Raw genomic sequence first — 25,451 nt, forward strand, 5'->3', positions numbered from 1 at the left:
AGGACTTACACCTAAACGACTACAACATTTTACGCAATTTAATGATTTCCATGGCAATTTGTGCAGCAGTGACATAATCACTTCGTCTAACTGCATCTTTTTCTTCAACTTGTTTTTCTTTTATCTTTAACAACTTTTCATATTTCAACACTTGATTTATACAATCGGTCAGTTCTTTATCTGTAACTTCCTCATTCACTGACATCATTTCTATTTCCGAAACGATCCTTCTCAAGTTTGGATCCGGTAAATAAGTAAGGAAAAAGCTTGTATCCGGTTCGTGTCCATCTTCATAGAACGCATATAAATAGGTGATGATTGCCTGATGTTCATCTACATGAAAGACCGTTTGCCCAAGCAACTGCTGAATTTTGAAAGTCATATCCCTGCTTTTCAGCATATGGGCAATCAACTTCGTTTCAGCATTATGGTGAGCAGGTTTTAACTTATGCTCATATTGCAGGGCCATTTTCTTTTGGGCTGCTGGCTGCGGCAATGTCCCCTTCTTGCGTTCCGTAAAGAACACCTGACGCTGCTGCTGTTCCAGCGCATCCAATGAAAGGGAAAATTCAGAGGATAGCTGCCGGAGATAATGATCCCTCTCCACTGCATTGGGCAATCGCGAAATTTCTTTAAGGACTTCTTCGATATATTGAATTCGATCTCCTTCATTATTTACATTTTTCCCTCGACGCAAATAATGCATTTTGAATGCCATGTAGGTTAAACTGGCCCCTATTACTTCAGAAACAAAGCTTTTTTCACCGAATTCCTTTATGTAGTCATCGGGGTCCAGGTTATCAGGCATGAGAGCGACTTTCACGGAAAACTCATGGTCCTGTAGCATATTGACTGCACGATTGGCAGCGTTCAATCCCGCTGAGTCCGAATCGTAGCAAATAAGTATCTGGTCAGTATTTCTTTTTAAAAGCTGGATATGTTGGTCCGTCAGGGCAGTGCCCATTGTAGCGACCGCATTCTCCACACCTGCGCCAACTGCTGAAATGCAATCGGCAAAGCCTTCAAAAATGACTGCTTGTTCTTTCTTTCGTATGTGTGGTCTTGCATGATGGAAATTATATAAAGTTTTACTTTTATTAAAGATTGGCGTTTCAGGACTATTCAAATATTTGGGCTCATCGTCCCCCATTGCTCTTCCTGAAAACGCAATCGTATTTCCTTGATGATCCATAATTGGAAACATGACTCTATTTCTGAAACGGTCAAAATATGACTCGTCTTTTTCCCTGAAAATAATAAGCCCTGCCTGCTCCATGTATTCCGCTGGAAACCCGCGTTTTAAAAGAAACTTGGACACGAAGTCCCATGAATCCAAGGAGTAGCCAATTTGGAACTTTTCTATCGTCTCTTCAGTAAACCCTCGTTTAAGTAAATATTCGAGAGCATCCTGCCCCTCTTTCGTATTAACGAGGAGATGATGATAAAACTTCCTCAGCAGGTCATGGGCTTCAACCATTTGCTGAGCGCCTGCCGGCATGTTGGAACGCTTGGAATCCTTATTGATTTCAACTTCCAAAGGAACATTTCCTTTTTCAGCTAAAACTTTTGCAGATTCCACAAAGCTGTAGCCTTCTATATCCATTAAGAAGGTAAAAATATTTCCGCCTGCCCCGCAACCGAAACAGTGAAAGATTTGTTTTTCCGTTGAAACGGAAAACGAGGGAGAGTTTTCACCATGAAAAGGACATAGGCCAAAGTAATTGCGCCCCTGCTTCTTCAGCTGGACATACTCCCCAATTAAATCAACAATGTCAACAGCTTCACGAATTTGATTAATTTTCTCATCTTCTATACGGCCATTTATCATTTTTCCACCTTGCAATATTGGTGATAGTTTCTTATTCGATACTGTTTCCTAATTCCCTGCAAAGTTCGACAATGTTTTCATAAGTTTATTTGTAAAACATGCACGATCTTCCTTTGTGAATGCTTTCGGCCCTTTCGTATGCTTACCCTGCCTGCGGAGTTTCGCCGACTGATAACGCATATCCAAAAGCATGAAAATATTCTCTTCCGTGTATTCTTTTCCCCTTGGCGAAAGGACATAAACGTTTTTAGGAAGCAGTGTCCCAGCCAAACCAATATCTGCAGTAACGACAATATCACCCTTTTTTACTGAGTTTATTATATAAAGATCTGCCGCTTCTTTGTCTGCATCGACATATACCCATTTACCTTCAGGGTTATTCATCATATTTTTATATGATGCAACAAAACAGACTTCAATTTCGTGCAAACTTGCACAATGAAGGATTTCGTCTTTCACCGGGCATGCATCGGCATCGACGTGTATCGTAGGTTTATTATTCATACCTTCTAATTCTACATCTTTCTGCATAATCCTTTTTCTCCCCTAAACTTTATGAAGATATGGTGAATTTCCAGCATGATTCAAAGCGTTCCCTCTAAAAGAGCAAACATTATCCTTCAAAGAATACCTGTTTATGCAAGTGAAAGCACCTCATTTGCCTTGAAAAAGACCAGCCCTTCCTGAATTATACGGAACATGTCGAATTATTTTTATGATAAAAACCTTGACATCTCATTAACCTTTAGTTTATTCCTTATTAATTAAGTCTAAACCTTAAGATTACTTTTTTCTCACAATTTTTTATTATAGTCTATTTGATTAGAAGATGCCAACATTTAAATCCCGAATGTGTTTTCATGCAAATCAATGGATTTGCACGAGGAAACTAAGAGGAATTTTATGTAATTATTTTGAATTTATTCTTATTAATCCCTTATTTGACCTTGGCATTAAAATGTGAGCTGACACATAGAGTGTCTAGCTCACATTTTGATTTGCCTTAATTTAAGGATCAACGGTTTTTGTTTTGAAGGATATTGATGATTAAATTGGCTGTTTCTTCAACAGCTTTATTGGTTACATCAATGATAGGACAATTCAGCCTTGATATGATTTTATCAAAGTATGTCAATTCTTCTTTTATGCGCTCCACATTTGCGTAAATGGCATGATCATTGAGCCCAAGTGACTTTAATCGTTCTTTTCGAATATGGTTCAGCTTTTCCGGGCTGATCTTTAAACCAATGCATTTTTCAGGAGGTACCAGGAACAGCTCTTCTGGCGGTTCCACTTCAGGCACTAAAGGTACGTTCGCCACTTTATAGCGTTTGTGGGCTAAATATTGTGATAATGGCGTTTTGGAAGTGCGTGAAACACCCACAAGGACGATATCTGCACGTAAAATGCCGCGAGGGTCACGTCCATCATCATATTTTACAGCAAATTCAATGGCTTCCACACGCTTGAAATAGTCATCATCCAGCTTTCTTACCAGACCAGGTTCATTAAGCGGCCCTTTTGGGGCCCTTTCCTGAAGGATGTCCATGAGCGGCCCTAAAATGTCATAAGCAGCCAGGTTTTCTTTCTCGACCTGTGCTTTCATATACGCTCTAATTGCTGGCTTCACCAGAGTATAAGCAATGATCGCCCCATCCAACTTAGCCAGTGATATCACTTCATCCACGTTTTGTTCATCTTCAATATACGGAATTCTCTTTATGGAAAAAGCAGATCCCGAGAACTGGCTTGCAGCGGCTTTTGTGACCAATTCCGCTGTTTCCCCTACTGAATCCGATACAACATATATAATAGAACCGTTCATATTCTCCGTCATTCCTTTTGCAAGCCCCCTAATAGCCTTCATCAGCCAAAGCTACGAATGCTTTCGTAATATTGGTTTTTGTAATCCTTCCAATTACTTCATAGCCCTTTTCTGTGTCTTTGACGACCGGTAATGAGTCGATTTGTTTATCAATCAGTTTTTTTGCAACATCAATCAAAAGGTCTTCTTTTGAACACATTGTAATATTGGGCATCCTAGTCATGATGATATTGACTGGAATGGAGTTAAGCTCTTGTTTCCCAATACTCGCACGCAATAAGTCTTTCCTTGATAAGACACCAACAAGCAATGCATGCTTATCGACGACGAACATTGTTCCGACATCTTCTAAAAACATCATGACGATTGCATCGTATACGGAAATGCCCTCGTCAACGACGACAGGTATCGATTGGTAGTCCCGTACATAAAGATGGTTAAGGCTATCTGTCAAAAGCTGTGTCCCTGACCTGCCTGTATAAAAATACCCCACTCTGGGCCGGGCATCAAGAAAACCTGCCATCGTTAAAATCGCTAAATCCGGGCGAAGTGTCGCCCTGGTAAGGTTCAATCTATCCGCAATATGTTCTCCAGTAATCGGTCCGTTTTCTTTTACAATTTGTAAAATTTGTTCCTGACGCTTATTCAATTGGATTATAATCACCACCCCACTGCTTTCGCAGAGTAAAGTAACAAAAGTTATTCATTTAATAATTATATACTAAATAATTTAATTAGGGCATTTTTGTCCTATTTATTGATCATTTATCTTTTTAAGAAATCGGAAACCCATATTCAAAGGGTTTCCGATTCCATACATCCTTTCGATCATGTAAGGATGATTTTATTCATGGCAGCAAAACCTGCAACCAAATCACTGATTTCCTTCATTAAGGATAAACGGTTGTTGCGGATTGCTTCATCCTCTGCCATGACCATTGTATTCTCGAAATATGACTCTATTTCCGATTGAAGCGAAACAAGCTCTTCAAACCGCTCATTCTCATCTTTAGATTCCATATAACGCATTGCCACTTTTTGATATTTTACATATAACGCATTTTCTTGATCATTTTCAAAGGCAGCAGGGTCGACTGTCACCTGATTGTCACATTTTACGGCAATGTTCATGACCCGGCTTAAAGCTTCCAGGCTTTCCTTAAAGCCTGCTTCTTCTTTTTTCGCATCCAATACATGTGCACGTTCCACGATTGAGTGGATATAACCGATCTCATTGAACAAAACTGCGTCAATCAAATCGTAACGGATTTGCTGTTCTTGAAGCATGTGTTTGACACGTGCTTTAAAGAATGTGAACATATCCGCTTTAACTTCTTCAAGATCACGTTTTAAGATACCTTTTGATTCCGGTCCTTTAAGACCTAAAACAATAAGCTCCTCTAATGAAATATTCCATTTCTTCTCAGCTAGAATTTGGACGACACCGCTCGCCTGCCTTCTTAATGCGTAAGGATCCTGGGAACCTGTCGGGATGACGCCAATAGCGAAGAACGAAGACAATGTATCAATTTTTTCAGCCAAACTCACAACCGCGCCAATGACTGAAGGCGGTACAGCATCATCCGCATGCCTTGGCATATAATGTTCATTGATAGCCGCGGCCACTTCTTTGGCCTCCCCTTTTAAGAGAGCATATTTTTCACCCATATACCCTTGCAATTCAGGGAATTCATAAACCATATTACTTACCAAATCGAACTTGGCAATTGCCGCTGTACGAAGCGCCATTTCTTTTTCCGCCTTTAAATTCAAAGCATCCGCAAGAGCACCGGTCACTTCAGTTACCCGGGCAGTTTTCTCGGCCAATGTACCGATTTCTTCATGATAAACGATGCTGTCAAGCTTTTTCAAAGCATCCGAAATCTCTTTTTTCTGATCTTCTTTATAGAAAAATGCTGCATCCGATAAGCGGGCACGCAATACTTTTTCATTACCTTTAGAAACCTTATCCAAATGGCGGTCATCGCCGTTGCGCACGGTTACAAAGTAAGCAAGCAGGTTCCCTTCTTGATCTTTAACAGGGAAATAACGTTGGTGTTCCTTCATTGATGTGATAAGTACCTCAGCAGGAAGCTCAAGGAATTCTTCTTCAAAATGTCCAAATAACACCGTTGGATACTCTACCAAATTATTTACCTCTTCAAGCAGATCTTCATCGACAGGGATGATCCAGCCTTTCTCCTGCTCAAGCTCTTTAATCTGATCCAATATAACTTGCCGGCGTTTATCTGGATCTGCCATTACAAATTGTTCTGTCAGCGTATCTTCGTACCGTTCCGGCTGCTCGATGATGGCGCTATTGCCTAAGAAACGATGTCCTTTTGTTTCACGGCCCGTTTCCACATCAGCAATGCTGAATGGCACTATTTCATTGCCAAATAAGGCAATCAGCCATTTAATCGGACGGACGAAGCGGAGCTCCTGATTGGCCCAGCGCATATTTTTCGGGAACGTCATGCCGCTGATGATTTCAGCAAGCTCAGATAAAAGCTGAACGGTCTGCTGTCCTTTTATGAATTTATTCACATGGACATATTCAACACCCTTGAGTTCTTTAAAATATATGTCCTCTGAAGTCATGCCTTGACCCCTGACGAATCCCAATGCTGCTTTAGACCAGTTGCCTTCGCTGTCCAACGCGATTTTTTTGGCCGGACCTTTTGCCTCTTCTTCGATATCCTTTTGGGATTCTTCCACGTCCTTCACCAATACGGCCAAACGTCTTGGTGTGGAAAAAGCTTCAACCGACCCGAATTCTATCGCTTTTTCCGTAAGCCATCGCTGTACTTTATCTGACAACTGTTTCATTGATGCTGTCACAAAACGGGCAGGCAGCTCTTCCAATCCAATCTCCAATAACAAATCACGCTTGCTCATTTGTATTCTCCCCTTTCACTTTCAGGATCGGGAAGCCTAATTTTTCCCGCTCTTCATAGAAGGTTTTTGCAACCTTACGCGCTAAGTTACGGCACCGGGCAATATAACCCGTTCTTTCCGTCACCGAGATGGCACCTTTGGCATCCAAAAGGTTAAATGTATGGGAACATTTCAAAACATAATCATATGCAGGATGTACAAGTCCTTCTTCCATTTGTCGATGCGCTTCCTTTTCATACATCGTGAAAAGCTGAAACAGCATGTCAAGGTCGGAGGTTTCGAACGTATATTTCGAATGTTCGTATTCCGGCTGACCAAATATATCGCGAACAGTGAATCCATTTGTCCATTCCAGGTCAAATACGTTTTCCTTATCTTGAATGTAAGAGGCGAGACGTTCGATCCCGTATGTAATTTCCACGGAAACCGGTTTACACTCAAGGCCGCCCACTTGTTGGAAATATGTAAATTGCGTGATTTCCATTCCATCAAGCCACACTTCCCAACCGAGTCCGGCACACCCTAGGGATGGATTTTCCCAATTGTCCTCCACAAAGCGAATATCATGCTCGAGCGGATTTATCCCTAAAGCACGTAATGAATCCAAATACAACTCTTGGATATTGTCAGGCGACGGCTTCATGATCACTTGGAACTGATGATGCTGATACAGTCGATTAGGGTTCTCACCATAACGACCGTCAGCAGGACGGCGGGAAGGCTCTACGTAAGCCACGCTCCAAGGCTCCGGTCCAATGGCTCTCAGGAACGTGTATGGGCTCATCGTACCTGCCCCTTTCTCGACATCATAAGCATTCATCAATATGCAGCCTTGCTCAGACCAATGCTTTTGTAACGTTAAAATCATATTTTGAATATTCATCGTACACCTCCAGGTTATTTAAACGGCTTTTAGATTATAGGTCGGATACCCATTACATTTTGGCAAACAAAAAACTCCCGTCCCTATGCGAAATGCATAGGGACGAGAGTTTACCCGCGGTTCCACCCTAATTGCCGTTTACAAAACGGCCTCTTTTCAAAGCAACATGCTCCGGAAACGCCCTTCCCTGTAAATCCATATCCCGGCTTCCACCGTCCCGGGTTCGCTTTTTATGGAGAATGACAGATACTCTTTTCCATCAACGCAATCTTCTTATTTTGATGATTAGAATTTTATACAAACTAGCATGGAATGTCAATAGGTCAGAACCTAAAACATATCTTTCATCGTATCAATCTGTTTCAGGAACTTTTTTGATTTCAAAAGCAGACCGGAATATTCCTCATAATATGCATCGATGATCTTCCGCAGTTCTTTTTTCGTTTCAGGCTTGACGGAAATGTTTCCGAGCCTCGATAAATCTAAATAATAAAAAATCCGAAGCAATTTGACGGCTGCAGGTGAAATTTTAAAATGATAAGGGTCTTTCCCCAGACAGCGGTGACAAATAAAGCCCGCTTCCCGAAGCGAGAAGGAGAATTCCCCTTCCGTTTCACCACATACGGCACACTGATTCAGCACTGGGTTAATCCCATTGACGGGCAGCATCTTCATTTCAAAAATGAATGTCAAAACCTCCGCGTCATATTCCTCGTTTATGTAATGCAAGGTTTGCGAAAGCAATTCATACAAATATGGATTCGGTTTCTTATCCTCGACGCTTTTATCAAGCAATTCAACAATATATGAAGCATAAGCGGTGGCAAAAAGATCCTCCCTTATGAAACGGAGTGAATCGACCATTTCGCCTTGCTGAAGACTGCCGAGTCCGGTTGATGTGGTTACAAGAAAATACCCGGAGCAAAAAAGCTGTGTGACGGCAGAAAGCCTGCTGTTAGGTTTACTGGCCCCTCTCGCCATGACGCCAATTTTCCCTAGCTCACGGGTATATATAGTAATGATTTTGTTATTTTCTCCATATGCAGTTCGCCTTATGACAATGCCCTCACATTTTTGGAGCATACCAAGACACCACCCATGCTCGCCAAGGCTAACCTATGAAACAGGAAAATCAATTTCTGCTAGCTCATCATTCAATCCCAAGTGTCTTTCCTGTCTCTCGACTTCTATCTCCTTAAACAGCAAATAGGTGTCCACATTACCTGTTTCAGTGAATAATTCCCAGGTAAAATCCAACATATAAAGCCCACCTTTCATTTTTAACTAGCAATATGAATATCCGACCATATGATTAGCTTGACCGTTTTCCTAACTTTCATGACGCGTAAATTTTGTTAATTAATACTCGCTTTCATTGAAGCCGTAATCGCGAAGCTGGCTTGCTTTGTTACGCCAATCCTTCTGTACCTTCACCCACAGTTCCAAGAAAACTTTAGAGCCCAATAGGTTTTCGATATCCACCCTGGCACGGCTGCCGACTTCTTTAAGCATTTTCCCTTGCTTTCCGATGACAATGCCCTTTTGTGAATCCCGTTCGACAACGATAGTCGCCATGACATTGATGGTGTCGCTATTGTCCATCTTTTTAATTGAATCGATGACAACAGCCACTGAATGTGGAATTTCTTCCCGTGTCAGGTGCAGTACCTTCTCGCGGACCAATTCGGAAATGATAAAACGTTCCGGGTGGTCGGTCACTTGGTCAGCTGGGTAGAACTGGGGACCTTCAGGCAGATGCTCTTTGATTTGTTCAAGCAGTGTATCCACATTATTTCCTTCAAGCGCAGAAATCGGAACGACTGCCGCAAAAGGGTAAAGCTGTTGATATTTTTCAATGATCGGAAGTAAATCATCTGGATGCATCGCATCGATTTTGTTTACGACCAGGAAAACAGGCGTTTTTACGGATTGAAGTTTTTCGATGATGAACTCGTCACCGCGTCCGTATCCTTCAGTCGCATTGATCATGAAGAGAATCAAATCGACTTCCTTCAATGTATTCGTTGCCACTTTCATCATGAAGTCGCCAAGCTTATGCTTTGGTTTATGAATGCCGGGTGTATCGATGAAAATCATTTGTGAATCGTTTTGCGTAAGTACACCCTGGACCTTATTTCTTGTAGTTTGCGGTTTATCACTCATAATGGCGATTTTCTGGCCGATGACCCGATTCAGAAATGTACTTTTTCCAACATTAGGTCGTCCAATTATTGAAATGAAACCTGATTTGTAACCTTTTACTTGTGTATCGTCAAATAGTTTATCCATTTAAATCCTCCGGTGAAAAAGCTCCTGGAAGCAATTCCTGTACTGTTAGTTCTTTTATATCCCCATGTAAGTTGGTCAAAACGACCGGCATATCCTTTTCGCACAGTTCTGAAATAACCTGCCTGCATGCCCCGCATGGAGCGACGGGACCATCGGTATCCGCCACGACTGCAAGTTTGGTGAATTTTTTATCGTCATGGGCATAAGCGCTGAATAAAGCTGTCCTTTCGGCGCAATTACACATGCTGTATGCAGCATTTTCTATATTACAACCATGATAGACCTTTCCATCAGCGGTTAAAAGGGCTGCCCCCACCTTAAACTTGGAGTAAGGCACATAAGCTTTATCCCTTGCTTTTTTAGCTTCCTCAATCAATTCTTTTGTATTCAATTCACATCTTCCTTTCAAATTGAGTGCCATTTCGGCAACCTACAGGCCAACCTTAGGCAAAAAGATAATCAATCCAACTATTATAGAAAATATAGCATATATGAATACAGCTCCGGCTGCAATATCTTTTGCCTGCTTGGCAAGCGGATGGATTTGGTCCGTTACCAGGTCCACTACCCTTTCAATCGCGGAATTAACGAGCTCCAACGTAATCGTACCGGCTATGGCCGCCAAAATGAAAAGCCACTCCATCCCATTCAATGAGAAGTGCCAACCAAAGAATACGACGATTGCCGTTAACGCGAAATGGATCTTGATATTGCGTTCAGTCCGAACAGCCTCCAAAATTCCCTGACAGGCGAAAGAGAAACTTTTTAATAAAGGATACTTTTTTTTATCCTTCTCTTGAAAGTCCATATTCTTCCAAGATCTCCTTTTGTTTTGTGAACATCACTTTTTCATCTTCTTCATTCATGTGGTCGAATCCCAATAAATGAAGAAAACCATGCAGTGCTAAAAATCCAAGTTCCCGGTCAAATGAATGACCATATTCTTCAGCTTGTTCTTTCGTGCGTTCAATGGAAATGATGATATCACCTAACATGCGGGGCATTTCCGCTCCGACAATTTCCACTTCATCTTCCCCCATTTCTTCAAGCGCAAAAGAAATGACATCTGTAGCTGAATCTTTATGACGATATTCTTTATTGATTTCCCGAATCCTATCATTGTCTACAAATGTAACAGACAGCTCGGTGTCTTTTTCAATGTTTTCTTTTCTTGCCGCAAATTGAAGAATGCTTTCAACAAGCTGCTGAGCTTCCTCCGTTACTTCATTCGTTTCATCCATTAAATCGATAGCTAAAATCATTCTTTCACCTTCTGTCCTAATTTATCCGGCTCCGGATATTCAATCCTGGAGTGGAAGATACCATTCAGCGATTCACATAAGGAATGCTTCACGATACTTAATTCTCTCATAGTAATGTCACATTCATCAAATTGTCCATCAGAAATCCTGTCCTGAATGATGAAACTTACCAGCTCTTCAATCTTCTCCGGAGTTGGGTGCTTCATCGACCTCACTGCAGCTTCCACACTGTCGGCTATGCCGATGACGGCCACTTCCTTCATTATCGCCCTCGGCCCGGGATATCGGTAGGCCGCCTCGAGTGTGGACTCATCCTGTTTTTTTGCCTTATGGTAGAAAAATTTCAATAATGTGGTTCCATGATGCTGCTCTGCAATATCCACAATCTCTTTCGGGAATTTGTGACTGCGCAGCATCTCCCCGCCATCTAAGGCATGGGCAATGATGACATCCCTGCTCGTTTCCGGCTGCAGCCGATCATGCGGGTTCTCTTCACTCATCTGATTTTCGATGAAGAAGTGCGGCCGCTTCGTTTTACCGATATCATGATAATAACTGCCGACCCTTGCCAGCAAGCCATTCGAGCCGATGGCTTCACAAGCCGATTCCGCCAAATTGGCGACCATTACACTATGATGATATGTACCCGGAGCCTCAATCAAGATCTTCCGCAATAACGGATGATTGGGATTCGCGAGCTCGATAAGCTTAATCGATGATAAAATCCCGAAACCAGCCTCGAAAAACGGTAACAGGCCCATTGTCAAAACGGCTGCACCCACTCCAGAACCTATGGCAGCAGAAGCATAATACAAGTACTCCATTCTAGTATAATGGCTGTCCATAATAAAGATGAGCGAAAAAACAAATGCCATATTGATTAAAGACAACAACAGCCCCGCTACCAGCACCTTTGATTTGAAATTGGGCCTGGATAGGATGATGATTGCCGTCAATCCCCCGAAAATGATATAAAGCCCCATCGAGAAATCCAGATTTCCAGGTGTATCACCATTAAATATAATCGTACCATACGAACCTAACAATATGATCATTGCTACCGCTAACCTATCATTCAATAATATCTTGATGAGCATCGCCGCCATGGCACCCGGAAAAATGTATTCCAAGTTCGAGTTTTTCAGGTCTGCCAGAATGCTGACCGTTTTCATGGTAGCCATTGAAAGGATAAAGACAAGACTGAAGATCAATAACTGATTGTACTTGTTATCCTTTTTGGAAACGGAATAGTAGAAATAATAATAAAAAGCCGCAAAAGTCAGGAATATGAATAACAGCAGGCCGATATACGGGTAAATGGTGGACTCCGTATTTAAGAAGCCTGCCAGTTCAAGCTGCCTATATACATCCCTGTCCACTAACTGATTTTCTTCAACGATGATCTGGCCTTGAAGGATCCTGATCGGCTCCACGCTTTCAACCGCTTTCCTTCGCTGTTCCTCGGTTTTGTCCTTATCGAAAAATACATTCTGAATGATTGCCGTACGCGCAAGGGAAGTGGAGGCTTTTTTCATATCGCCACTAATGCTCATATAACCCAATTCCTCTACAACCTTTTTCTTGGCATTTTCGACGTCACTTGCAGCGATTCGGGAGCTCATCACATTATTCACTGCCGTAATGGTCGAATCCTTCGCTATTTTCAACTCATCTTCATCCGCCTGCACTAATGCTAGGAAAACGGATTCCTCGATATTTTTATTCACTTCATCAGTCAATTTTTCTTTTAATATCGAAACTTTTTGAGCATCCGTCTTTACGGTCTCTTTTTTATCCTCATCTTCTTTATGATCTTCATCGGGGTCCGTTTCTTTATTCACCTCAATCGCTGAATCGAAAATGGATGAAATCAGATCGACTTTATTTTTGGCATATTCTTTTTTTAAAGAATAAACATCCGCCACCTGTTTTGAAATCTCTTCTTTTTCCTGTTCCGTCTTATAGGTATCTTCCACAGTCTTGGTTGATCGGATCGTTTGTTCCGCAGGCTTAAAAAGCTCTACCTGAACCCTTTCCGGCTTCACATTGGAGAACATTAAACCATACGCAAACAAACCAAGTATGATGAACAAAAGCACTTGAAAAAAACGATGGACCAACAGCCCTTTTATTTGAGTGAAAAATTTCTGGATACGATTCAAGGAAGGTCCTCCTAAAAAAATGATGTTTATTATTCTAGATATGTAAAATCATAACAGTTTTCATATGAATTTTCACCTTCGTATTGATAAATGTAAAGGTTCTGTCATTTCATATCCACTTTTCCACCATAAAGTTCGTCATTTAGACACATCACGAAAAATCCGCCGATTGAAATGGCGGATTTTTTCTTATGACTTCGCCTGCTCGTAAGCAGTAATGATTTTAGCGACAAGCGGATGCCTTACTACATCACTTTGTTCAAAATAAACAAAGGAAAGGCCTTTAACATTCTTCAATATCTCTTCTACCCGGACAAGACCTGACTTCATGCCTTTTGGAAGGTCAATCTGGGTCCGGTCTCCCGTAATGACCATTTTCGATCCGAAACCAAGCCTGGTCAAGAACATCTTCATTTGGGCTTCCGTCGTATTCTGGGCTTCATCCAATATGACAAAGGCATCTTCAAGCGTACGACCCCTCATATAAGCCAGGGGAGCTATTTCGATCGTTCCGCGCTCTATCATCCTTTGCGTCTGTTCCATCCCCAGGAGGTCATGGAGAGCGTCATACAGCGGTCTTAGATAAGGATCTACCTTTTCCTTCAGATCACCAGGCAGGAAACCTAGGCTCTCCCCTGCTTCGACGGCAGGCCGTGTCAGGATGATCCGTTTAACATGTCCATTTTTCAAAGCATTGATGGCCATCACTACAGCAAGATAGGTCTTCCCGGTTCCGGCAGGCCCAATTCCAAATACAAGATCCTGTTTCTTTATTGCCTGGATATAGTATCTCTGCCCGATTGTTTTGACTTTAATGGATTTCCCCTTAGCCGTTTTAGCGATTTCCTCATCATATAATTCACCGAAATACTCCAATGTGCCTTTTCTTGCCAATTCAATTGCATAAAGCACATCTCTGGAACTGATTGCAATTCCTTTTCTGACTACAGTCAATAATGCCTTGAGGATTTCCTCCCCCATCGTTACCCGCTCGATATCCCCGGCAACACTCACCGCTTCACCTCGGGTTATGACGGAAATGCCAAGTTCCTCTTCGAGCACTTTTACATTTGAATCTCCATTGCCCAATAACGCGATCGCTTCATTGGGTGATTCGATTTCGAGCTTAATTACTTTCACATCATCTGCCATTCGTTAGTCTCCTTGAATGATTGGCTGTCCAATCGCTATATCTTCAATAACTTGGTAATGTATAGACAATTTAACTTTACCATTCTCCATGCTTTCGTGCAAAATTTTTTCTTCGACGATTTCATCTTCCTCGTCTAAATGTTTTTTTAATTCCGCTTTGGCCATTTTCCGGCCTTCCTCCACCGCTTCTTTCTCCGTATAGCTTCGTACAATATCTTCCTTGCTCCTTAAGGTCACTTGTTTATAAGAAATCGGCAGCTCCCATTGAAGAAAGTGAAAAGGCCTCACTGTCGTTTCCTTTTCCTGTTTTTCATATCCCGGATCCTTGAAGCCCCATACCGGAAGGGAAAAGCCCCCCATTTTCAAAAAGTGCTTGCTCGTTTCATCTCCGTTAAAAACAGAAAACTTGGTTTTTAACGGAACTTCCACTTTAGCTTTATACCACGTTTTCCCTTTTATTACTCCCTTTGCGGATACAATTTCCTGTTTATCCTCTTTACCAATCAATCCTGAAACAAGAAGTTGTCCTTTTCCTACATAATCATTCACATTAACAATAGATTGTCCTTTTTCAACGAACATATCAGCGATGATCGCTTTTTTTGATGCTACCAAATTCTGTGGAGATGTTTTCTCGACCTCTTTGGGCTGCCGTTTTTCCACAACCCGAAAATGATATGTCGTTCCCTTTAGCTCGACCCCCACCCATGTCAATGCACCGATCCGGTCCGACAGCTTACGCTGAATCGTATCCACATCATCAACAAAGAATTGCACTTTACCGATCTTCACGCCCATCTTGTCCAATTCTTTCCGGATGGCATGCTCGGTTGCCGGTTTGGCATCTTGAACCTCGATGCCCCATACCATATTGGAAAGTACAAATATACATAGCAGGAAAGCGATCATCCCCGCTAAAAACCCGCTGTTTTTCATGACTCTCTTCATCAGGAAAGGGAAACCCTTTCCCTGCATGAACTTTACTTTACAATCACTCTTACGCATGACCTGACGTAGTTTGGGGATATCCCTGATATCCATATGGAAAATCAGGGCTTCACTTCCGACACGCTTCACATCCCAGATATGAAGCCCCCTTCTCGTCAGCATATTAATTAACCGTTCTGCACCTTTTCCATAAGCCTTCACCTTTACATAGCCTGTATAATAGTTTGTCCATTGGTTTTTCATGGAGACCTCCCGGGATCATTCATTGATAAAATAAACCTTGTCAATTTTGCCTTCGAGCATGATTTCTTCCGGCAAAATCGTCTTTATGACAAAGGCATTTCCCTTTATCAGCAACTGCCCATTTTTCAGCATCAATCGTACTTCGCTGTCTGTAAAAGCCAATAAGCCACGATGGTTTTCAATATAAATATGTAATTGTCCGATCATTGTAATTCGCGGCAGGTCCATCATGACATCTTGCGGAAGGTCCATTGTTTTGGTCATAAGCTGTTTCACTTTTTTTCCCCAATTGCGTGCCATAAAAAAGAACCCCCTTTCATCTCAATGTATGAAATGAAAGAGGGTTCTAGCACAAAATTATAAGTGAATGAAAGTCTATTTTTTCATGCTCATTTAATGAAGGTCTAAAAAAGCCCGGGGCTCCGAATCACCTTCTGGACCTTTGAAGACTTCTCTTCGCCCTTGGCGGTCCCAGCACTTCTGACATGATGATGCCATCAATCAGCTGCTTTTTGCCAAAAGACGGTCCTTTGCGATAGACCGGACTGTTATTATCAGCAATCGTTGAAGTGAGTTGATCTGCCTTCGCTTTTTGATACAAACGCTCTTGATCGTACTTCTGCTGTAGCCGTCTAAGCTCCGCAATCCTTTTGTTCGATTCGTTCGTCGTCTCATCGATCACTTCTGCAGCCTGTGCTGCCTGCTGTTCGACTTTCCTTACGGGAGCAGGTGCAGGTCTTTGCTGCTGATTCCCTTGCTGCATTTCACCTTGAAGCTCCTGCATGACCTCCTGCCATTTCTTTTTCGGAGGGGTGTTAGGATCTTGAGGCTGTTTTTTCTTTCCTAACATGGACGTTAAAATACCGATCAAGACAATGATAAGGAATGGGTTCTTGAGAAAGAAATCAATAAAATCTCCCATTTAAAGACCTTCCTTCCCTGACCTAATTATTATTATGGTTATTGTTGTTATCTTTTGGATTTTCGGAAATTTTACTGATGGAACCGCGCATATCCGTATCGGCCGTGATATTTTGGATATTCATATAATCCATCACTCCAAGGTTTCCGCTTTTCAGTGCATCGGCCATGGCCAGCGGAACTTCCGCTTCGGATTGAACAACCTTCGCTCTCATTTCCTGAACACGGGCAACCATTTCCTGTTCAAGTGCAACAGCCATCGCACGTCGTTCTTCGGCCTTTGCCTGGGCTATTTTCTTATCCGCTTCGGCTTGGTCCGTCTGTAATATGGCCCCGATATTTTTGCCGATATCCACTTCAGCAATATCAATGGAAAGAATTTCGAATGCCGTCCCCGAATCCAACCCTTTCGATAAAACCGTTCTTGAAATCAAATCGGGATGTTCCAGTACATCCGTATGCATTTGCGAAGCACCGATCGTCGATACGATCCCTTCCCCTACACGGGCAATGATCGTCTCTTCACCGGCACCACCGACCAGGCGTTCAATATTGGCCCGGACCGTGATCCTTGCCTTCGCTTTCACTTCAATACCATTCATCGCCACACCTGAGATGAATGGAGTTTCGATCACTTTCGGGTTAACGCTCATTTGAACGGCTTGCAGTACATCACGACCGGCCAGGTCAATGGCTGCACCCCGTTCGAAAGGTAACGTGATATTGGCGCGTTCTGCAGCAATTAATGCATTCACCACTCGATCGACATTACCGCCTGCAAGGTAATGGCTCTCCAATTGATTCGTCGAAACATTGATTCCAGCCTTATGGGCCTTGATAAGGGGATTGACGACCCTGCTTGGTATAACACGGCGAAGCCTCATCCCAACTAATGTAAATATACTGATTTTGACTCCTGCCGCTAAAGCGGAAATCCATAACATGACTGGTACGAATGTGAAAAACACTGCCAATACGATGATAGCAGCAATCACTGCCAGTACAATAAATACCGTTCCTGAAGTTATCACTTAATGATTCATCCTTCCTGTATCCTTTAATTTTAATTTGAATCCGGAATTTCCCGGACGACTACCCTTGACCCTTCAACTTTAACGATAATGATTGTCGAACCTTTGGAAATAAAGCTCCCTTCGGTCACGACATCCACTCTTTCTTCTTTGACCAAAGCTGTTCCTGAAGGCCTCAAATCTGTTAGGGCCTTCCCTTCTGCACCTAATAAATCCAAACGATTCGGATTGCTGACATATCCTTGTTCCGTTTTTGTTGCATCGGTTAATATCATTTTCCTGAAAAATTTCATCTGTTTTCCAAACACCTTTACAAGTAGGATGAATACCAAAATGGATACGGTGACCGCAATTAGCAAGGAGATCGTCATATGGACCGGATCACCTGTCGCAAGGAATAGACTCCCCACTACCGCTGTAAACCCGAGCAGCCCGATAATCCCCCCTGGGATAAAAAATTCAATTAGTACGAGAATGACCCCGATGATGAACATCGCTAACGATTCGTATCCGGTGATACCGGCGACAAGATGACCATAGAAGAATAAGACAAGACTGGTGAACCCAATTACGCCCGGAATTCCAAAACCGGGTGAAAACAATTCCATCACAATCCCGATTCCCGCTATCGTTAATAAAATGGGAACGACGATCGGGTTGGTCAAAAAGCGGGCTAGTTTCTCAGGAAAGCTTTCTTCGATTGTCCGAATATCAGCATCTTCAACTCCAAGTATACTATACAGCTCCGCTTTTCCAGAGACGGTGCCTTCACTATACCCAGCCTTTTTTGCCTGTTCGGCTGTAAATGTCAGCAGCTTCCCTTTTTCCGCTCCATATTCGGGTAGATCGATGTCAACATCCGCCATCGCCTGGGCGTATATGGGATCACGTCCATTTTGTTCAGCAGCGGTCTTCATGGCAGCCAACCAATAAGATTGCGCTTTCTTACTTGCAGCGTTCCCTGTTGAATCAATCACAGCTGCAGATCCCATGGTGGCACTCGGAACCATATAGATCTCATCCGCACTTAAAGAAATGTATGCCCCTGCAGATAAAGCCCTGTTATTGACATAGGCAACTGTCTTTATTGGTGAATCCGCCAGTAACTTTGCAATTTCCCCCGCTGCATCCACAGCACCTCCAGGGGTATTCACCTCGAAAACGACAAGATCTGCATCTGCTGCTTCAGCAGTGGTCAGTGCTCGTTCCAAAAAGGCAGAGAGTCCCTTTTCCACCGTTTCTTCAATGGGTACATGGTAAACGATCTTCTCGTTTGCAGATACCGTCGCTCCACCAAAGGAAGACATGGTGAACAGCAATCCAAATAGGAGAACAGATAAATAACGCCAAATTTTCAACGGAACGCCCCCTTTCCCGTATTAAACGCGGTAAGTGTCCCATTATCCAGGAACTTACCAGTAAATTCAGCCCGCAACTAAAATTCGAATAAGGAGCAATTGAAGCAACCCTTTACCCTGTTCTTTAGTTATTACGTATGTATATGAAAAAGGTTTCAAAAAAAAGCAAATAAAATTAAAAGTGCCACAATTATCTTGGGCTTCGTTTCAATAATATACGCATAAAATTCATGAAATACACAAAAACCACAGGCAATTTGCCTGCGGTTAGGTTTCGAGTTTTAAGTTTAGAGTTTAAGATAGATGTTGTTGTACTAATTTGTTAACTAGAGAACCATCCGCTTTACCTTTAACTTTAGGCATTAAAGCTCCCATAACTCGGCCCATATCTGCTTTGGATGTTGCATTGACTTCTAAAATCGTTTCGTTAACGATTTTAGAAATGTCTTCTTCTGAAAGTTGCTGAGGCATATATGCCTCTACGTATACTAGTTCGGTGCGGACTTTATCCACGAGATCTGAACGACCTGCGTTTTCAAACTCCTGGAGGGAGTCTTTGCGTTGTTTTAATTCGCGAGAGAGCACTGTCAATTCTTCATCATCTGTTAAATCTTGTCTCTGCTTCAAGGCTTCGTTTTGAATAGAAGCTTTCAGCATCCGAATAACAGATAGTTTGTCCTTTTCCTTGTTCTTCATCGCTTGTTTCATATCATTATTTAAACGCTCGAGAAGACTCATCTTTCCACCCTCTCTTAGAATTTACGTTTTCTTGCAGCTTCAGACTTTTTCTTACGTTTTACGCTTGGTTTTTCATAAAATTCACGCTTCCTAGCTTCCTGAAGCGATCCTGCTTTAGATACAGTACGTTTGAAACGACGAAGAGCATCTTCAAGCGATTCGTTTTTACGAACGACGGTTTTAGACATCTCTTTCCCTCCCTCCGAAAACAACACACTAACTCAAGTTGTCAACATGTTATACATGTACTAAACAATTATAATATATCATCTTTAACAGGTCAACCAATAAAATCAAACTTATTTTGAATATAATCGTGTTATTATCATAATTTTTCACTAAGCGATGATTCAACTTGCATGAAATTCCAATTTATAGCATGTCCCCCGTTAATGGGCCATAAGCTTACTATGAGGTGACAGTCATGCATGAGCTATTTTTATTCATTTTATTCATAGCGATATTTCTGGCAGGTATGTCGGTTTTACGAATCGGACTGTTCAATATGTCCGGTGCAGCATTAAAAACATTTCTCTCAAAGGTGACGGATAAGCCATGGAAAGGCTTCTTGGCCGGAACCATCTTTACCGGGATCCTGCAGAGCAGCTCGGCGGTCATGGTCATGACGGTCGGCCTCGTTTCCGCAGGAAGCTTAACATTCCCGCAAACAATCGGGATCATTCTTGGAACGAATATCGGATCCACCTTTACAGCAGAGTTCATGACTTTCTCTTTGGATCGCTGGATCATTCCCGGTGTCGTAAGCGGCGCTTTCCTTTGCTTCATGCCAAAAGCATTCCCGAGAAGCCTAGGAATGTCCCTGATCGGAATCTCGGCCATCTTCGCGGCGATGAGCGGTTTTAAAACGCTTTCGACACCGATTGCAGCCTATCCATCCATACAAACGCTTATCCAGTACATAGAGAGCCATATGAGTTATGCCCTGATTGCCGGGTTATTATTGACGGCACTCATTCACTCCAGTTCTGCAACCATCGGGATAGCCATGAGTTTTTTGATGAATGGGGAGTTATCCGTGTCCTCGGCAATCATCATCATGCTCGGATCGAATATCGGCACTTGCATCACCGGATACATGGCCAGCATCGGTTCTGGCAGACAAGCTGCCTTCACAGCTTATGCACATATTTGGCTGAACATCATCGGGGTTGCCGCATTCCTGCCTTTTGTGGACATCCTGGAAAGTACGGCTGCCTATTTCACCGAAAACAAAGGGACACAGCTCGCGCATGCCAGTGTCATTTTCAATATCTTGACTTCTTTGGCCGTCTTGCCATTCGCACGGCGATTCTCCAACCTCATTCTTTGGGTGCATCGGCCACACTTAAAAAAATAAGAGCTGTCCAAAAGTCATTGGCAACTGACTATGGGACAGCCATAAATAAGATTAACCTAAACGCATAGATAATAAGGATGGTAATCGATTTCAGCTAACCTTTTATAATTAGTTTTATGGTTCAATAAGCTCAAACCACTCAATAATACAACAGCTACTATCAAAATCAGCAAACTTTCATTAGAGAATGATGTTAGATAAAAGCAGTTACTGCCATTATAAATAAAACGGTTATTGAATGGTAAAATTTCACCATGCATTTTACCATTCAAAATGAAAAACCAATTTAATATAAGCATGTTTACTCCCTAATTGATACCTCCTTATATCTATGTAAATCCACAATAAACTTATTTTTGAATGTATGGGTTCCATAAATGATACAGGTCCTCTTTTTTTATGGAAGAAATAGGCCAATATACGGGCAAGAGAAATTGCCAGTTGAATTATTTTTGGAATCAATAAAAAACAGGCGGAGAAAAAATAATTCATTTTTCTCCGCCTGCTTTATTTTAGGGAATTATACGGTCCTTACAAAATCAATAATCGGAATCAGCCGTTAAGCCCTTCACGATGGAGACACCTGCACTCGCTCCAATTCTTGTTGCACCAGCTTCTATCACATTCTGGGCATCGCTCGTGTTGCGGACCCCGCCTGAAGCTTTGACACCGATATTCGGGCCAACCGTTTTTCTCATAAGCGCGATATCTTCAACTGTCGCTCCGCCGGTCGAAAAACCAGTTGATGTTTTCACATAATCCGTTCCGGCTTTTACGGCCAATTCACATGCACGGACTTTTTCTTCATCGGTCAATAAAGAAGTTTCAATAATCACTTTTGAAAGAGCCTTACCAGTGGATGCCGCTACCACAGCACGAATATCCCGCTCTACCAACTCATCATCCTTGTCCTTCAATGCGCCGATGTTGATCACCATATCGACTTCGTGAGCACCATTGGCGATGGCATCTTTCGTTTCAAAAGCTTTGGTTTCCGGTGTGGTTGCACCTAGAGGGAAGCCGATTACCGTACAAACTTTCACTTCTGAACCTTCCAAAAGTTCACTTGCATATTTCACCCAAGTCGGGTTTACGCATACGGAAGCAAAGTTATACTCTCTCGCTTCTTCGCATAATACCTTTATTTGCTCTTTGGTTGCATCTGCTTTTAATAACGTGTGGTCAATTAAACCTGCTACATTTTGTGACATTAATAAATCCTCCTCAAAAACAATCTATACCTAGTTGTACGTACCTCTCATGATACCATAGTTTATCCATTTTGACGATATATATAGTCTTTACCCGAAAGCGCCAATAAAACACATCTAAAAAAGGATAATAAAAAAAGACAGCGGTTAACCGCTGTCTTAGATATTGGATGCTTGTTGCAAAGGAAAATCCTTCACGACCGTCACGAACTGACCTTCACTAAATGGATAGCCAGATTTTGTGATTTTAACTTTGACGATTTCACCGACCATTTCTTCCGATGCCGGGAAGACGACTTTCATGTAATTATCTGAGTAGCCCTCATAAAAGCCATTTTCCAACTTCGTTTCAGGAATGACTTCCAGAACTTCCCCCTCGAATCGGGAGGCATACTCTTTTGCCAACTGATCCGACAACGTAATAAGGCGGTGGACTCGTTCATTTTTGATATCTTCATCCACTTGATCTCCCATACGGGCAGCCGGAGTCCCTGTCCGTTTTGAATAAGGGAAAACATGAAGTTCGGAGAATTTATATTTTTCTATAAAGTTATATGTCTCCATGAATTCTTCTTCAGTTTCACCAGGGAAACCTACGATGACATCAGAGGTAACAGCAAGGCCCGGAAGTGCAATTTTCAGCTTTTCGATTCGATCACCGAAGAAATCCATCGTATATTTACGTCTCATCCGTTTTAGAACGGTATCGGAACCCGATTGGATTGGTATATGCAAATGACGTACCACTTTTTTCGAATTCGTCAGCACTTCAATAATCTCATCTGTAATTTGGCTGGCTTCAATGGATGAAATACGGATACGCTTCAGCCCATCGACTTTCTCCAAGTCACGCAGCAGCATCGCCAAATTATAGTCTTTCAAATCGTCTCCGTAGCCGCCCGTATGGATTCCGGTAAGGACTAGCTCCTTATAGCCTGCCTCAACAAGCTGTTCAGCCTGGTGAACGACTTCTTTTGGGTCGCGGGAACGCATCAAGCCACGTGCCCAAGGAATGATGCAGAAAGTGCAGAAATTATTGCAGCCTTCCTGAATCTTCAGTGAAGCGCGTGTACGGTCTGTAAAAGCAGGTACATCCAACTCTTCGTAGACACGGTTTTTCATGATATTACCTACGGCATTGATTGGTTCACGCTCAACCTTGAATTGCTCAATGTAATCAAGCAGTTTAACCCTGTCTTGTGTTCCTACAACAATATCCACACCTGGTATGGCCATGATTTCTGCCGGCGATGTCTGTGCGTAACATCCCGTTACCGCTATGACGGCATTCGGATTCTTACGAATGGCACGACGGATGACCTGACGGCTTTTCTTATCGCCAGTGTTTGTCACCGTGCATGTGTTGATGACATATACATCTGATGTATTTTCAAACTCAACACGATCATATCCCCCAGTTTTGAATAATTGCCATATAGCCTCTGTTTCATAATGATTCACTTTACAGCCTAATGTATGGAAAGCGACCGTTGCCATTTTTCATCACCTCAAAAGTTCTACATGATAAGAAACAGCGGAAAGTGCATATAAAGGTGCTGTTTCAGTTCTTAATATTCTTGGTCCAAGACCGCAAGCCATAAAACCGGCATCAGTCAGTTTTTCAATTTCCTTATCTGCCAAACCACCTTCAGGCCCAAAAACGAATAGGATGGATTGCCCAGCAGTAATATCTTTCAAGACAGAAGCGAGTACAGAAGTTTCCCCCCGTTTTGCCTCTTCTTCAAAAGCGATTAATTTATGATCGAAACCGGAAGCATACCCAGCTAGCTGATCTGCCGTCATCGGTTCCTTGATGGCAGGGATAACCGTGCGGTGAGATTGCTCAGCCGCCTCTTTTGAAATCTTCTGGAGCCTCTCCAATTTCTTGCCTACCTTTTTGTGGTCCCATTTTACCACCGAACGAGCAGCAATAAAAGGGATAAATTCAACGGCACCCAGTTCAGTGCCCTTTTGAACGATATATTCCAATTTATCCCCTTTAGGCAGACCGCTCGCAATCACTACCCTTACAGGAAGTTCCTTTTCTTCATTCTTCCATTCAGTTACCGTACCTATTACAGCATCATCAGTAATTTCCGAAATTTCCGCGATTGCTGTCATGCCATTACCTTTCACCGTGATGATCCGCTCACCTGGTCCCATTCTCATCACTCTGGCGATATGGTGAAAATCATCACCTGATATCGTCACCATGTTTCCATTGATATCTGCTTCGTTAAGAAAATACCGTTGCACACTGCCACCTACTTCGTCTAGTCTAAATAACTCACAGGCTAACAGTCGGGAATCCAGAATGCAAGCCGTGCAAAGATTCAAGCTAAAAAAAGGTACTCTGACTATCAAAAAAACCGATAATCAGAGTAACTTTTCCAATTAAGCATTTCTTTTTGCGATTATTGCCACCCAATCTTCCATCAAGATCGTTTCCTCAACGGTGAAACCAGATGCTATAATCGCTTCCTTCACATCTTGTTTCTTAGTTTGAATGATTCCGGAAGCGATGAAAAATCCGCCAGGTTTAACGACTTTCGCTACATCATCCGTAAAACGCATGATCACTTCGGCAAGAATATTAGCCACGACAATATCCGCTTGTTCATTTACTCCATCCAATAAGTTGCCTTGTGACACGGACACTTTATCCTGCACGTTATTTAGTTCAACGTTTTGCTTGGCTGACTGTACTGCCACTTCATCCAAATCAAGTGACTGGATTCGCTTTGCATCCAATAATGCAGCTGCAATGCTTAGAACACCAGAACCAGTTCCTACATCAACGACTAAATCACCAGGCGTTACTGTTCGTTCCAGCGCTTGGATGCACATGACCGTCGTCGGGTGTGTTCCCGTTCCGAAGGCCATGCCTGGATCAAGTTCAATGATCAATTCGTCACTGCTTACCGGAGTATAGTCTTCCCACGTTGGCACGATGGTAAAACGTTCGGATATCTTGACGGGGTTATAATATTTTTTCCAAGCCGTCGCCCACTCTTCTTCATTCACTTCACTAATTGAAACAACATTTTTCCCAAGGTCAATATCAAAAAGTTGGAGATTATTGATTGATTCCTTAATAGCATCAATGGTATCGCCAAGGAAGCTGTTTACGGGCAGATAAGCCTTAATGACTACACCTTCATCCGGATAATCATCGGGGTTTAAGTGGTAGATTTCGCCAAAAACATTTTCACGTTCCTTGACTAATTCTAGAGGATCCTCAATGACAACACCGCTCGCACCTGCCTCATGAAGAATATTCGAAACAGGTTCAACCGCTTCATTCGTTGTTTGGATTGCAAATTCAGACCACTTCATAATCTACCA

26 protein-coding genes and 1 other annotated feature are annotated in these 25,451 nt (G+C 42.4%); of the genes, 1 reads left to right on the plus strand and 25 read right to left on the minus strand.

Translation table 11 applies throughout. From position 1 onward, the window contains the following. Positions 1 to 19: 19 nt before the first annotated feature. The 21 genes from dnaG to rpsU all read right to left on the minus strand — a co-directional run bounded on the left by dnaG (position 20) and on the right by rpsU (position 19,726). A complete protein-coding gene (gene dnaG, locus ACJ9PY_RS17715) occupies positions 20 to 1,825 on the minus strand; it encodes a DNA primase (RefSeq protein ID WP_095389827.1) in 1,806 nt (601 codons plus the stop codon). Between the two features lie 51 nt (positions 1,826 to 1,876). Beyond that, positions 1,877 to 2,332 carry a YaiI/YqxD family protein gene (locus ACJ9PY_RS17720; RefSeq protein WP_411740294.1) on the minus strand — a complete coding sequence of 152 codons (456 nt, stop codon included), beginning with the start codon at positions 2,330 to 2,332 and terminating at the stop codon, positions 1,877 to 1,879. 511 nt (positions 2,333 to 2,843) lie between these two features. After that, positions 2,844 to 3,653 (minus strand): pyruvate, water dikinase regulatory protein, encoded by an 810-nt coding sequence (locus tag ACJ9PY_RS17725; RefSeq protein WP_034311346.1) that lies wholly within the window; start codon positions 3,651 to 3,653, stop codon positions 2,844 to 2,846. A 28-nt stretch (positions 3,654 to 3,681) separates the two neighbouring features. Further along, a complete protein-coding gene (locus tag ACJ9PY_RS17730) occupies positions 3,682 to 4,320 on the minus strand; it encodes a helix-turn-helix transcriptional regulator (RefSeq protein WP_034308483.1) in 639 nt (212 codons plus the stop codon). Between the two features lie 161 nt (positions 4,321 to 4,481). Further along, positions 4,482 to 6,551, minus strand: coding sequence for a glycine--tRNA ligase subunit beta (gene glyS, locus ACJ9PY_RS17735; protein WP_145504662.1), 2,070 nt, complete (start codon positions 6,549 to 6,551; stop codon positions 4,482 to 4,484). After that, a complete protein-coding gene (gene glyQ, locus ACJ9PY_RS17740; RefSeq protein ID WP_054400193.1) occupies positions 6,538 to 7,434 on the minus strand; it encodes a glycine--tRNA ligase subunit alpha in 897 nt (298 codons plus the stop codon). The genes glyS and glyQ overlap by 14 nt, the downstream gene beginning before the upstream one ends. A gap of 95 nt (positions 7,435 to 7,529) precedes the next feature. Continuing rightward, positions 7,530 to 7,706 (minus strand) — a binding site (T-box leader). Positions 7,707 to 7,764: 58 nt separating this feature from the next. Continuing rightward, positions 7,765 to 8,517 carry a DNA repair protein RecO gene (gene recO / locus ACJ9PY_RS17745; protein ID WP_034308490.1) on the minus strand — a complete coding sequence of 251 codons (753 nt, stop codon included), beginning with the start codon at positions 8,515 to 8,517 and terminating at the stop codon, positions 7,765 to 7,767. A 33-nt stretch (positions 8,518 to 8,550) separates the two neighbouring features. Continuing rightward, positions 8,551 to 8,694 carry a YqzL family protein gene (locus ACJ9PY_RS17750; protein ID WP_065310843.1) on the minus strand — a complete coding sequence of 48 codons (144 nt, stop codon included), beginning with the start codon at positions 8,692 to 8,694 and terminating at the stop codon, positions 8,551 to 8,553. A 99-nt stretch (positions 8,695 to 8,793) separates the two neighbouring features. Then, positions 8,794 to 9,723: a GTPase Era gene (era, locus tag ACJ9PY_RS17755; protein ID WP_034308493.1), complete on the minus strand. Its 930-nt coding sequence runs from the start codon at positions 9,721 to 9,723 to the stop codon at positions 8,794 to 8,796. Further along, positions 9,716 to 10,114 carry a cytidine deaminase gene (locus ACJ9PY_RS17760; protein ID WP_048685709.1) on the minus strand — a complete coding sequence of 133 codons (399 nt, stop codon included), beginning with the start codon at positions 10,112 to 10,114 and terminating at the stop codon, positions 9,716 to 9,718. Before ACJ9PY_RS17760 ends, era begins: the two co-directional genes overlap by 8 nt. A 39-nt stretch (positions 10,115 to 10,153) precedes the next feature. Then, entirely contained in the window at positions 10,154 to 10,531 is a 378-nt protein-coding gene (locus ACJ9PY_RS17765; RefSeq protein WP_034308499.1) for a diacylglycerol kinase family protein, read from the minus strand. After that, a complete protein-coding gene (gene ybeY / locus ACJ9PY_RS17770; protein ID WP_034308501.1) occupies positions 10,509 to 10,985 on the minus strand; it encodes an rRNA maturation RNase YbeY in 477 nt (158 codons plus the stop codon). Before ybeY ends, ACJ9PY_RS17765 begins: the two co-directional genes overlap by 23 nt. Further along, the gene (locus ACJ9PY_RS17775) at positions 10,982 to 13,147 is read right to left on the minus strand and encodes an HD family phosphohydrolase (protein WP_098185692.1); all 2,166 of its coding nucleotides are present in this window, start codon (positions 13,145 to 13,147) and stop codon (positions 10,982 to 10,984) included. The genes ybeY and ACJ9PY_RS17775 overlap by 4 nt, the downstream gene beginning before the upstream one ends. A gap of 189 nt (positions 13,148 to 13,336) precedes the next feature. Beyond that, a complete protein-coding gene (locus tag ACJ9PY_RS17780) occupies positions 13,337 to 14,299 on the minus strand; it encodes a PhoH family protein (protein ID WP_034308506.1) in 963 nt (320 codons plus the stop codon). Positions 14,300 to 14,302: 3 nt separating this feature from the next. Continuing rightward, positions 14,303 to 15,490: a sporulation protein YqfD gene (gene yqfD, locus ACJ9PY_RS17785; RefSeq protein ID WP_034308509.1), complete on the minus strand. Its 1,188-nt coding sequence runs from the start codon at positions 15,488 to 15,490 to the stop codon at positions 14,303 to 14,305. A 15-nt stretch (positions 15,491 to 15,505) separates the two neighbouring features. After that, positions 15,506 to 15,790, minus strand: a complete 285-nt coding sequence (gene yqfC / locus ACJ9PY_RS17790; RefSeq protein ID WP_034308511.1) for a sporulation protein YqfC — start codon at positions 15,788 to 15,790, stop codon at positions 15,506 to 15,508. A 127-nt stretch (positions 15,791 to 15,917) separates the two neighbouring features. After that, positions 15,918 to 16,412, minus strand: a complete 495-nt coding sequence (locus ACJ9PY_RS17795; RefSeq protein WP_411738656.1) for a hypothetical protein — start codon at positions 16,410 to 16,412, stop codon at positions 15,918 to 15,920. Between the two features lie 22 nt (positions 16,413 to 16,434). After that, positions 16,435 to 17,418, minus strand: coding sequence for a flotillin-like protein FloA (floA, locus tag ACJ9PY_RS17800; RefSeq protein WP_370023731.1), 984 nt, complete (start codon positions 17,416 to 17,418; stop codon positions 16,435 to 16,437). Positions 17,419 to 17,474: 56 nt separating this feature from the next. Continuing rightward, complete coding sequence (locus tag ACJ9PY_RS17805; RefSeq protein ID WP_411740295.1) at positions 17,475 to 18,794, minus strand: NfeD family protein; 1,320 nt, start codon at positions 18,792 to 18,794, stop codon at positions 17,475 to 17,477. A 300-nt stretch (positions 18,795 to 19,094) separates the two neighbouring features. After that, positions 19,095 to 19,538 (minus strand): GatB/YqeY domain-containing protein, encoded by a 444-nt coding sequence (locus tag ACJ9PY_RS17810; protein ID WP_034308521.1) that lies wholly within the window; start codon positions 19,536 to 19,538, stop codon positions 19,095 to 19,097. 14 nt (positions 19,539 to 19,552) lie between these two features. After that, positions 19,553 to 19,726 carry a 30S ribosomal protein S21 gene (rpsU, locus tag ACJ9PY_RS17815; protein WP_028391853.1) on the minus strand — a complete coding sequence of 58 codons (174 nt, stop codon included), beginning with the start codon at positions 19,724 to 19,726 and terminating at the stop codon, positions 19,553 to 19,555. Positions 19,727 to 19,962: 236 nt separating this feature from the next. Here rpsU and ACJ9PY_RS17820 point away from each other — a divergent pair, with 236 nt between their 5' ends. Beyond that, a complete protein-coding gene (locus ACJ9PY_RS17820) occupies positions 19,963 to 20,895 on the plus strand; it encodes a Na/Pi symporter (protein ID WP_098865766.1) in 933 nt (310 codons plus the stop codon). Positions 20,896 to 21,434: 539 nt separating this feature from the next. Here ACJ9PY_RS17820 and deoC read toward each other — a convergent pair. From deoC to prmA, 4 genes are all read right to left on the minus strand, one after another. Further along, complete coding sequence (gene deoC / locus ACJ9PY_RS17825; RefSeq protein ID WP_048682875.1) at positions 21,435 to 22,106, minus strand: deoxyribose-phosphate aldolase; 672 nt, start codon at positions 22,104 to 22,106, stop codon at positions 21,435 to 21,437. A gap of 159 nt (positions 22,107 to 22,265) precedes the next feature. Next, on the minus strand, positions 22,266 to 23,603 hold the full coding sequence (mtaB, locus tag ACJ9PY_RS17830) for a tRNA (N(6)-L-threonylcarbamoyladenosine(37)-C(2))-methylthiotransferase MtaB (protein ID WP_411738657.1): 1,338 nt from the start codon (positions 23,601 to 23,603) through the stop codon (positions 22,266 to 22,268). A 6-nt stretch (positions 23,604 to 23,609) separates the two neighbouring features. Then, complete coding sequence (locus ACJ9PY_RS17835; RefSeq protein ID WP_034308528.1) at positions 23,610 to 24,362, minus strand: 16S rRNA (uracil(1498)-N(3))-methyltransferase; 753 nt, start codon at positions 24,360 to 24,362, stop codon at positions 23,610 to 23,612. 138 nt (positions 24,363 to 24,500) lie between these two features. Further along, the gene (gene prmA, locus ACJ9PY_RS17840; protein ID WP_098185694.1) at positions 24,501 to 25,442 is read right to left on the minus strand and encodes a 50S ribosomal protein L11 methyltransferase; all 942 of its coding nucleotides are present in this window, start codon (positions 25,440 to 25,442) and stop codon (positions 24,501 to 24,503) included. Positions 25,443 to 25,451 lie beyond the last annotated feature (9 nt).

Source organism: Peribacillus sp. S4, assembly GCF_046715815.1.
Classification (GTDB): domain Bacteria; phylum Bacillota; class Bacilli; order Bacillales; family DSM-1321; genus Peribacillus; species Peribacillus frigoritolerans.

Bases quoted from the DNA above. Each gene is read 5' to 3' on its own strand.
- yqfD (WP_034308509.1), bottom strand. From the start codon at position 15,490: ATGAAAAACCAATGGACAAACTATTATACAGGCTATGTAAAGGTGAAG.
- ACJ9PY_RS17725 (WP_034311346.1), bottom strand. From the start codon at position 3,653: ATGAACGGTTCTATTATATATGTTGTATCGGATTCAGTAGGGGAAACA.
- prmA (WP_098185694.1), bottom strand. From the start codon at position 25,442: ATGAAGTGGTCTGAATTTGCAATCCAAACAACGAATGAAGCGGTTGAA.
- glyQ (WP_054400193.1), bottom strand. From the start codon at position 7,434: ATGAATATTCAAAATATGATTTTAACGTTACAAAAGCATTGGTCTGAG.
- recO (WP_034308490.1), bottom strand. From the start codon at position 8,517: ATGCTCCAAAAATGTGAGGGCATTGTCATAAGGCGAACTGCATATGGA.
- ACJ9PY_RS17795 (WP_411738656.1), bottom strand. From the start codon at position 16,412: ATGGGAGATTTTATTGATTTCTTTCTCAAGAACCCATTCCTTATCATT.
- deoC (WP_048682875.1), bottom strand. From the start codon at position 22,106: ATGTCACAAAATGTAGCAGGTTTAATTGACCACACGTTATTAAAAGCA.
- mtaB (WP_411738657.1), bottom strand. From the start codon at position 23,603: ATGGCAACGGTCGCTTTCCATACATTAGGCTGTAAAGTGAATCATTAT.
- era (WP_034308493.1), bottom strand. From the start codon at position 9,723: ATGGATAAACTATTTGACGATACACAAGTAAAAGGTTACAAATCAGGT.
- ACJ9PY_RS17765 (WP_034308499.1), bottom strand. From the start codon at position 10,531: ATGGACTTTCAAGAGAAGGATAAAAAAAAGTATCCTTTATTAAAAAGT.
- ACJ9PY_RS17820 (WP_098865766.1), top strand. From the start codon at position 19,963: ATGCATGAGCTATTTTTATTCATTTTATTCATAGCGATATTTCTGGCA.
- ACJ9PY_RS17780 (WP_034308506.1), bottom strand. From the start codon at position 14,299: ATGGCAGATGATGTGAAAGTAATTAAGCTCGAAATCGAATCACCCAAT.
- yqfC (WP_034308511.1), bottom strand. From the start codon at position 15,790: ATGGCACGCAATTGGGGAAAAAAAGTGAAACAGCTTATGACCAAAACA.
- ybeY (WP_034308501.1), bottom strand. From the start codon at position 10,985: ATGATTTTAGCTATCGATTTAATGGATGAAACGAATGAAGTAACGGAG.
- ACJ9PY_RS17720 (WP_411740294.1), bottom strand. From the start codon at position 2,332: ATGAATAATAAACCTACGATACACGTCGATGCCGATGCATGCCCGGTG.
- glyS (WP_145504662.1), bottom strand. From the start codon at position 6,551: ATGAGCAAGCGTGATTTGTTATTGGAGATTGGATTGGAAGAGCTGCCT.
- rpsU (WP_028391853.1), bottom strand. From the start codon at position 19,726: ATGTCTAAAACCGTCGTTCGTAAAAACGAATCGCTTGAAGATGCTCTT.
- ACJ9PY_RS17750 (WP_065310843.1), bottom strand. From the start codon at position 8,694: ATGTTGGATTTTACCTGGGAATTATTCACTGAAACAGGTAATGTGGAC.
- ACJ9PY_RS17810 (WP_034308521.1), bottom strand. From the start codon at position 19,538: ATGAGTCTTCTCGAGCGTTTAAATAATGATATGAAACAAGCGATGAAG.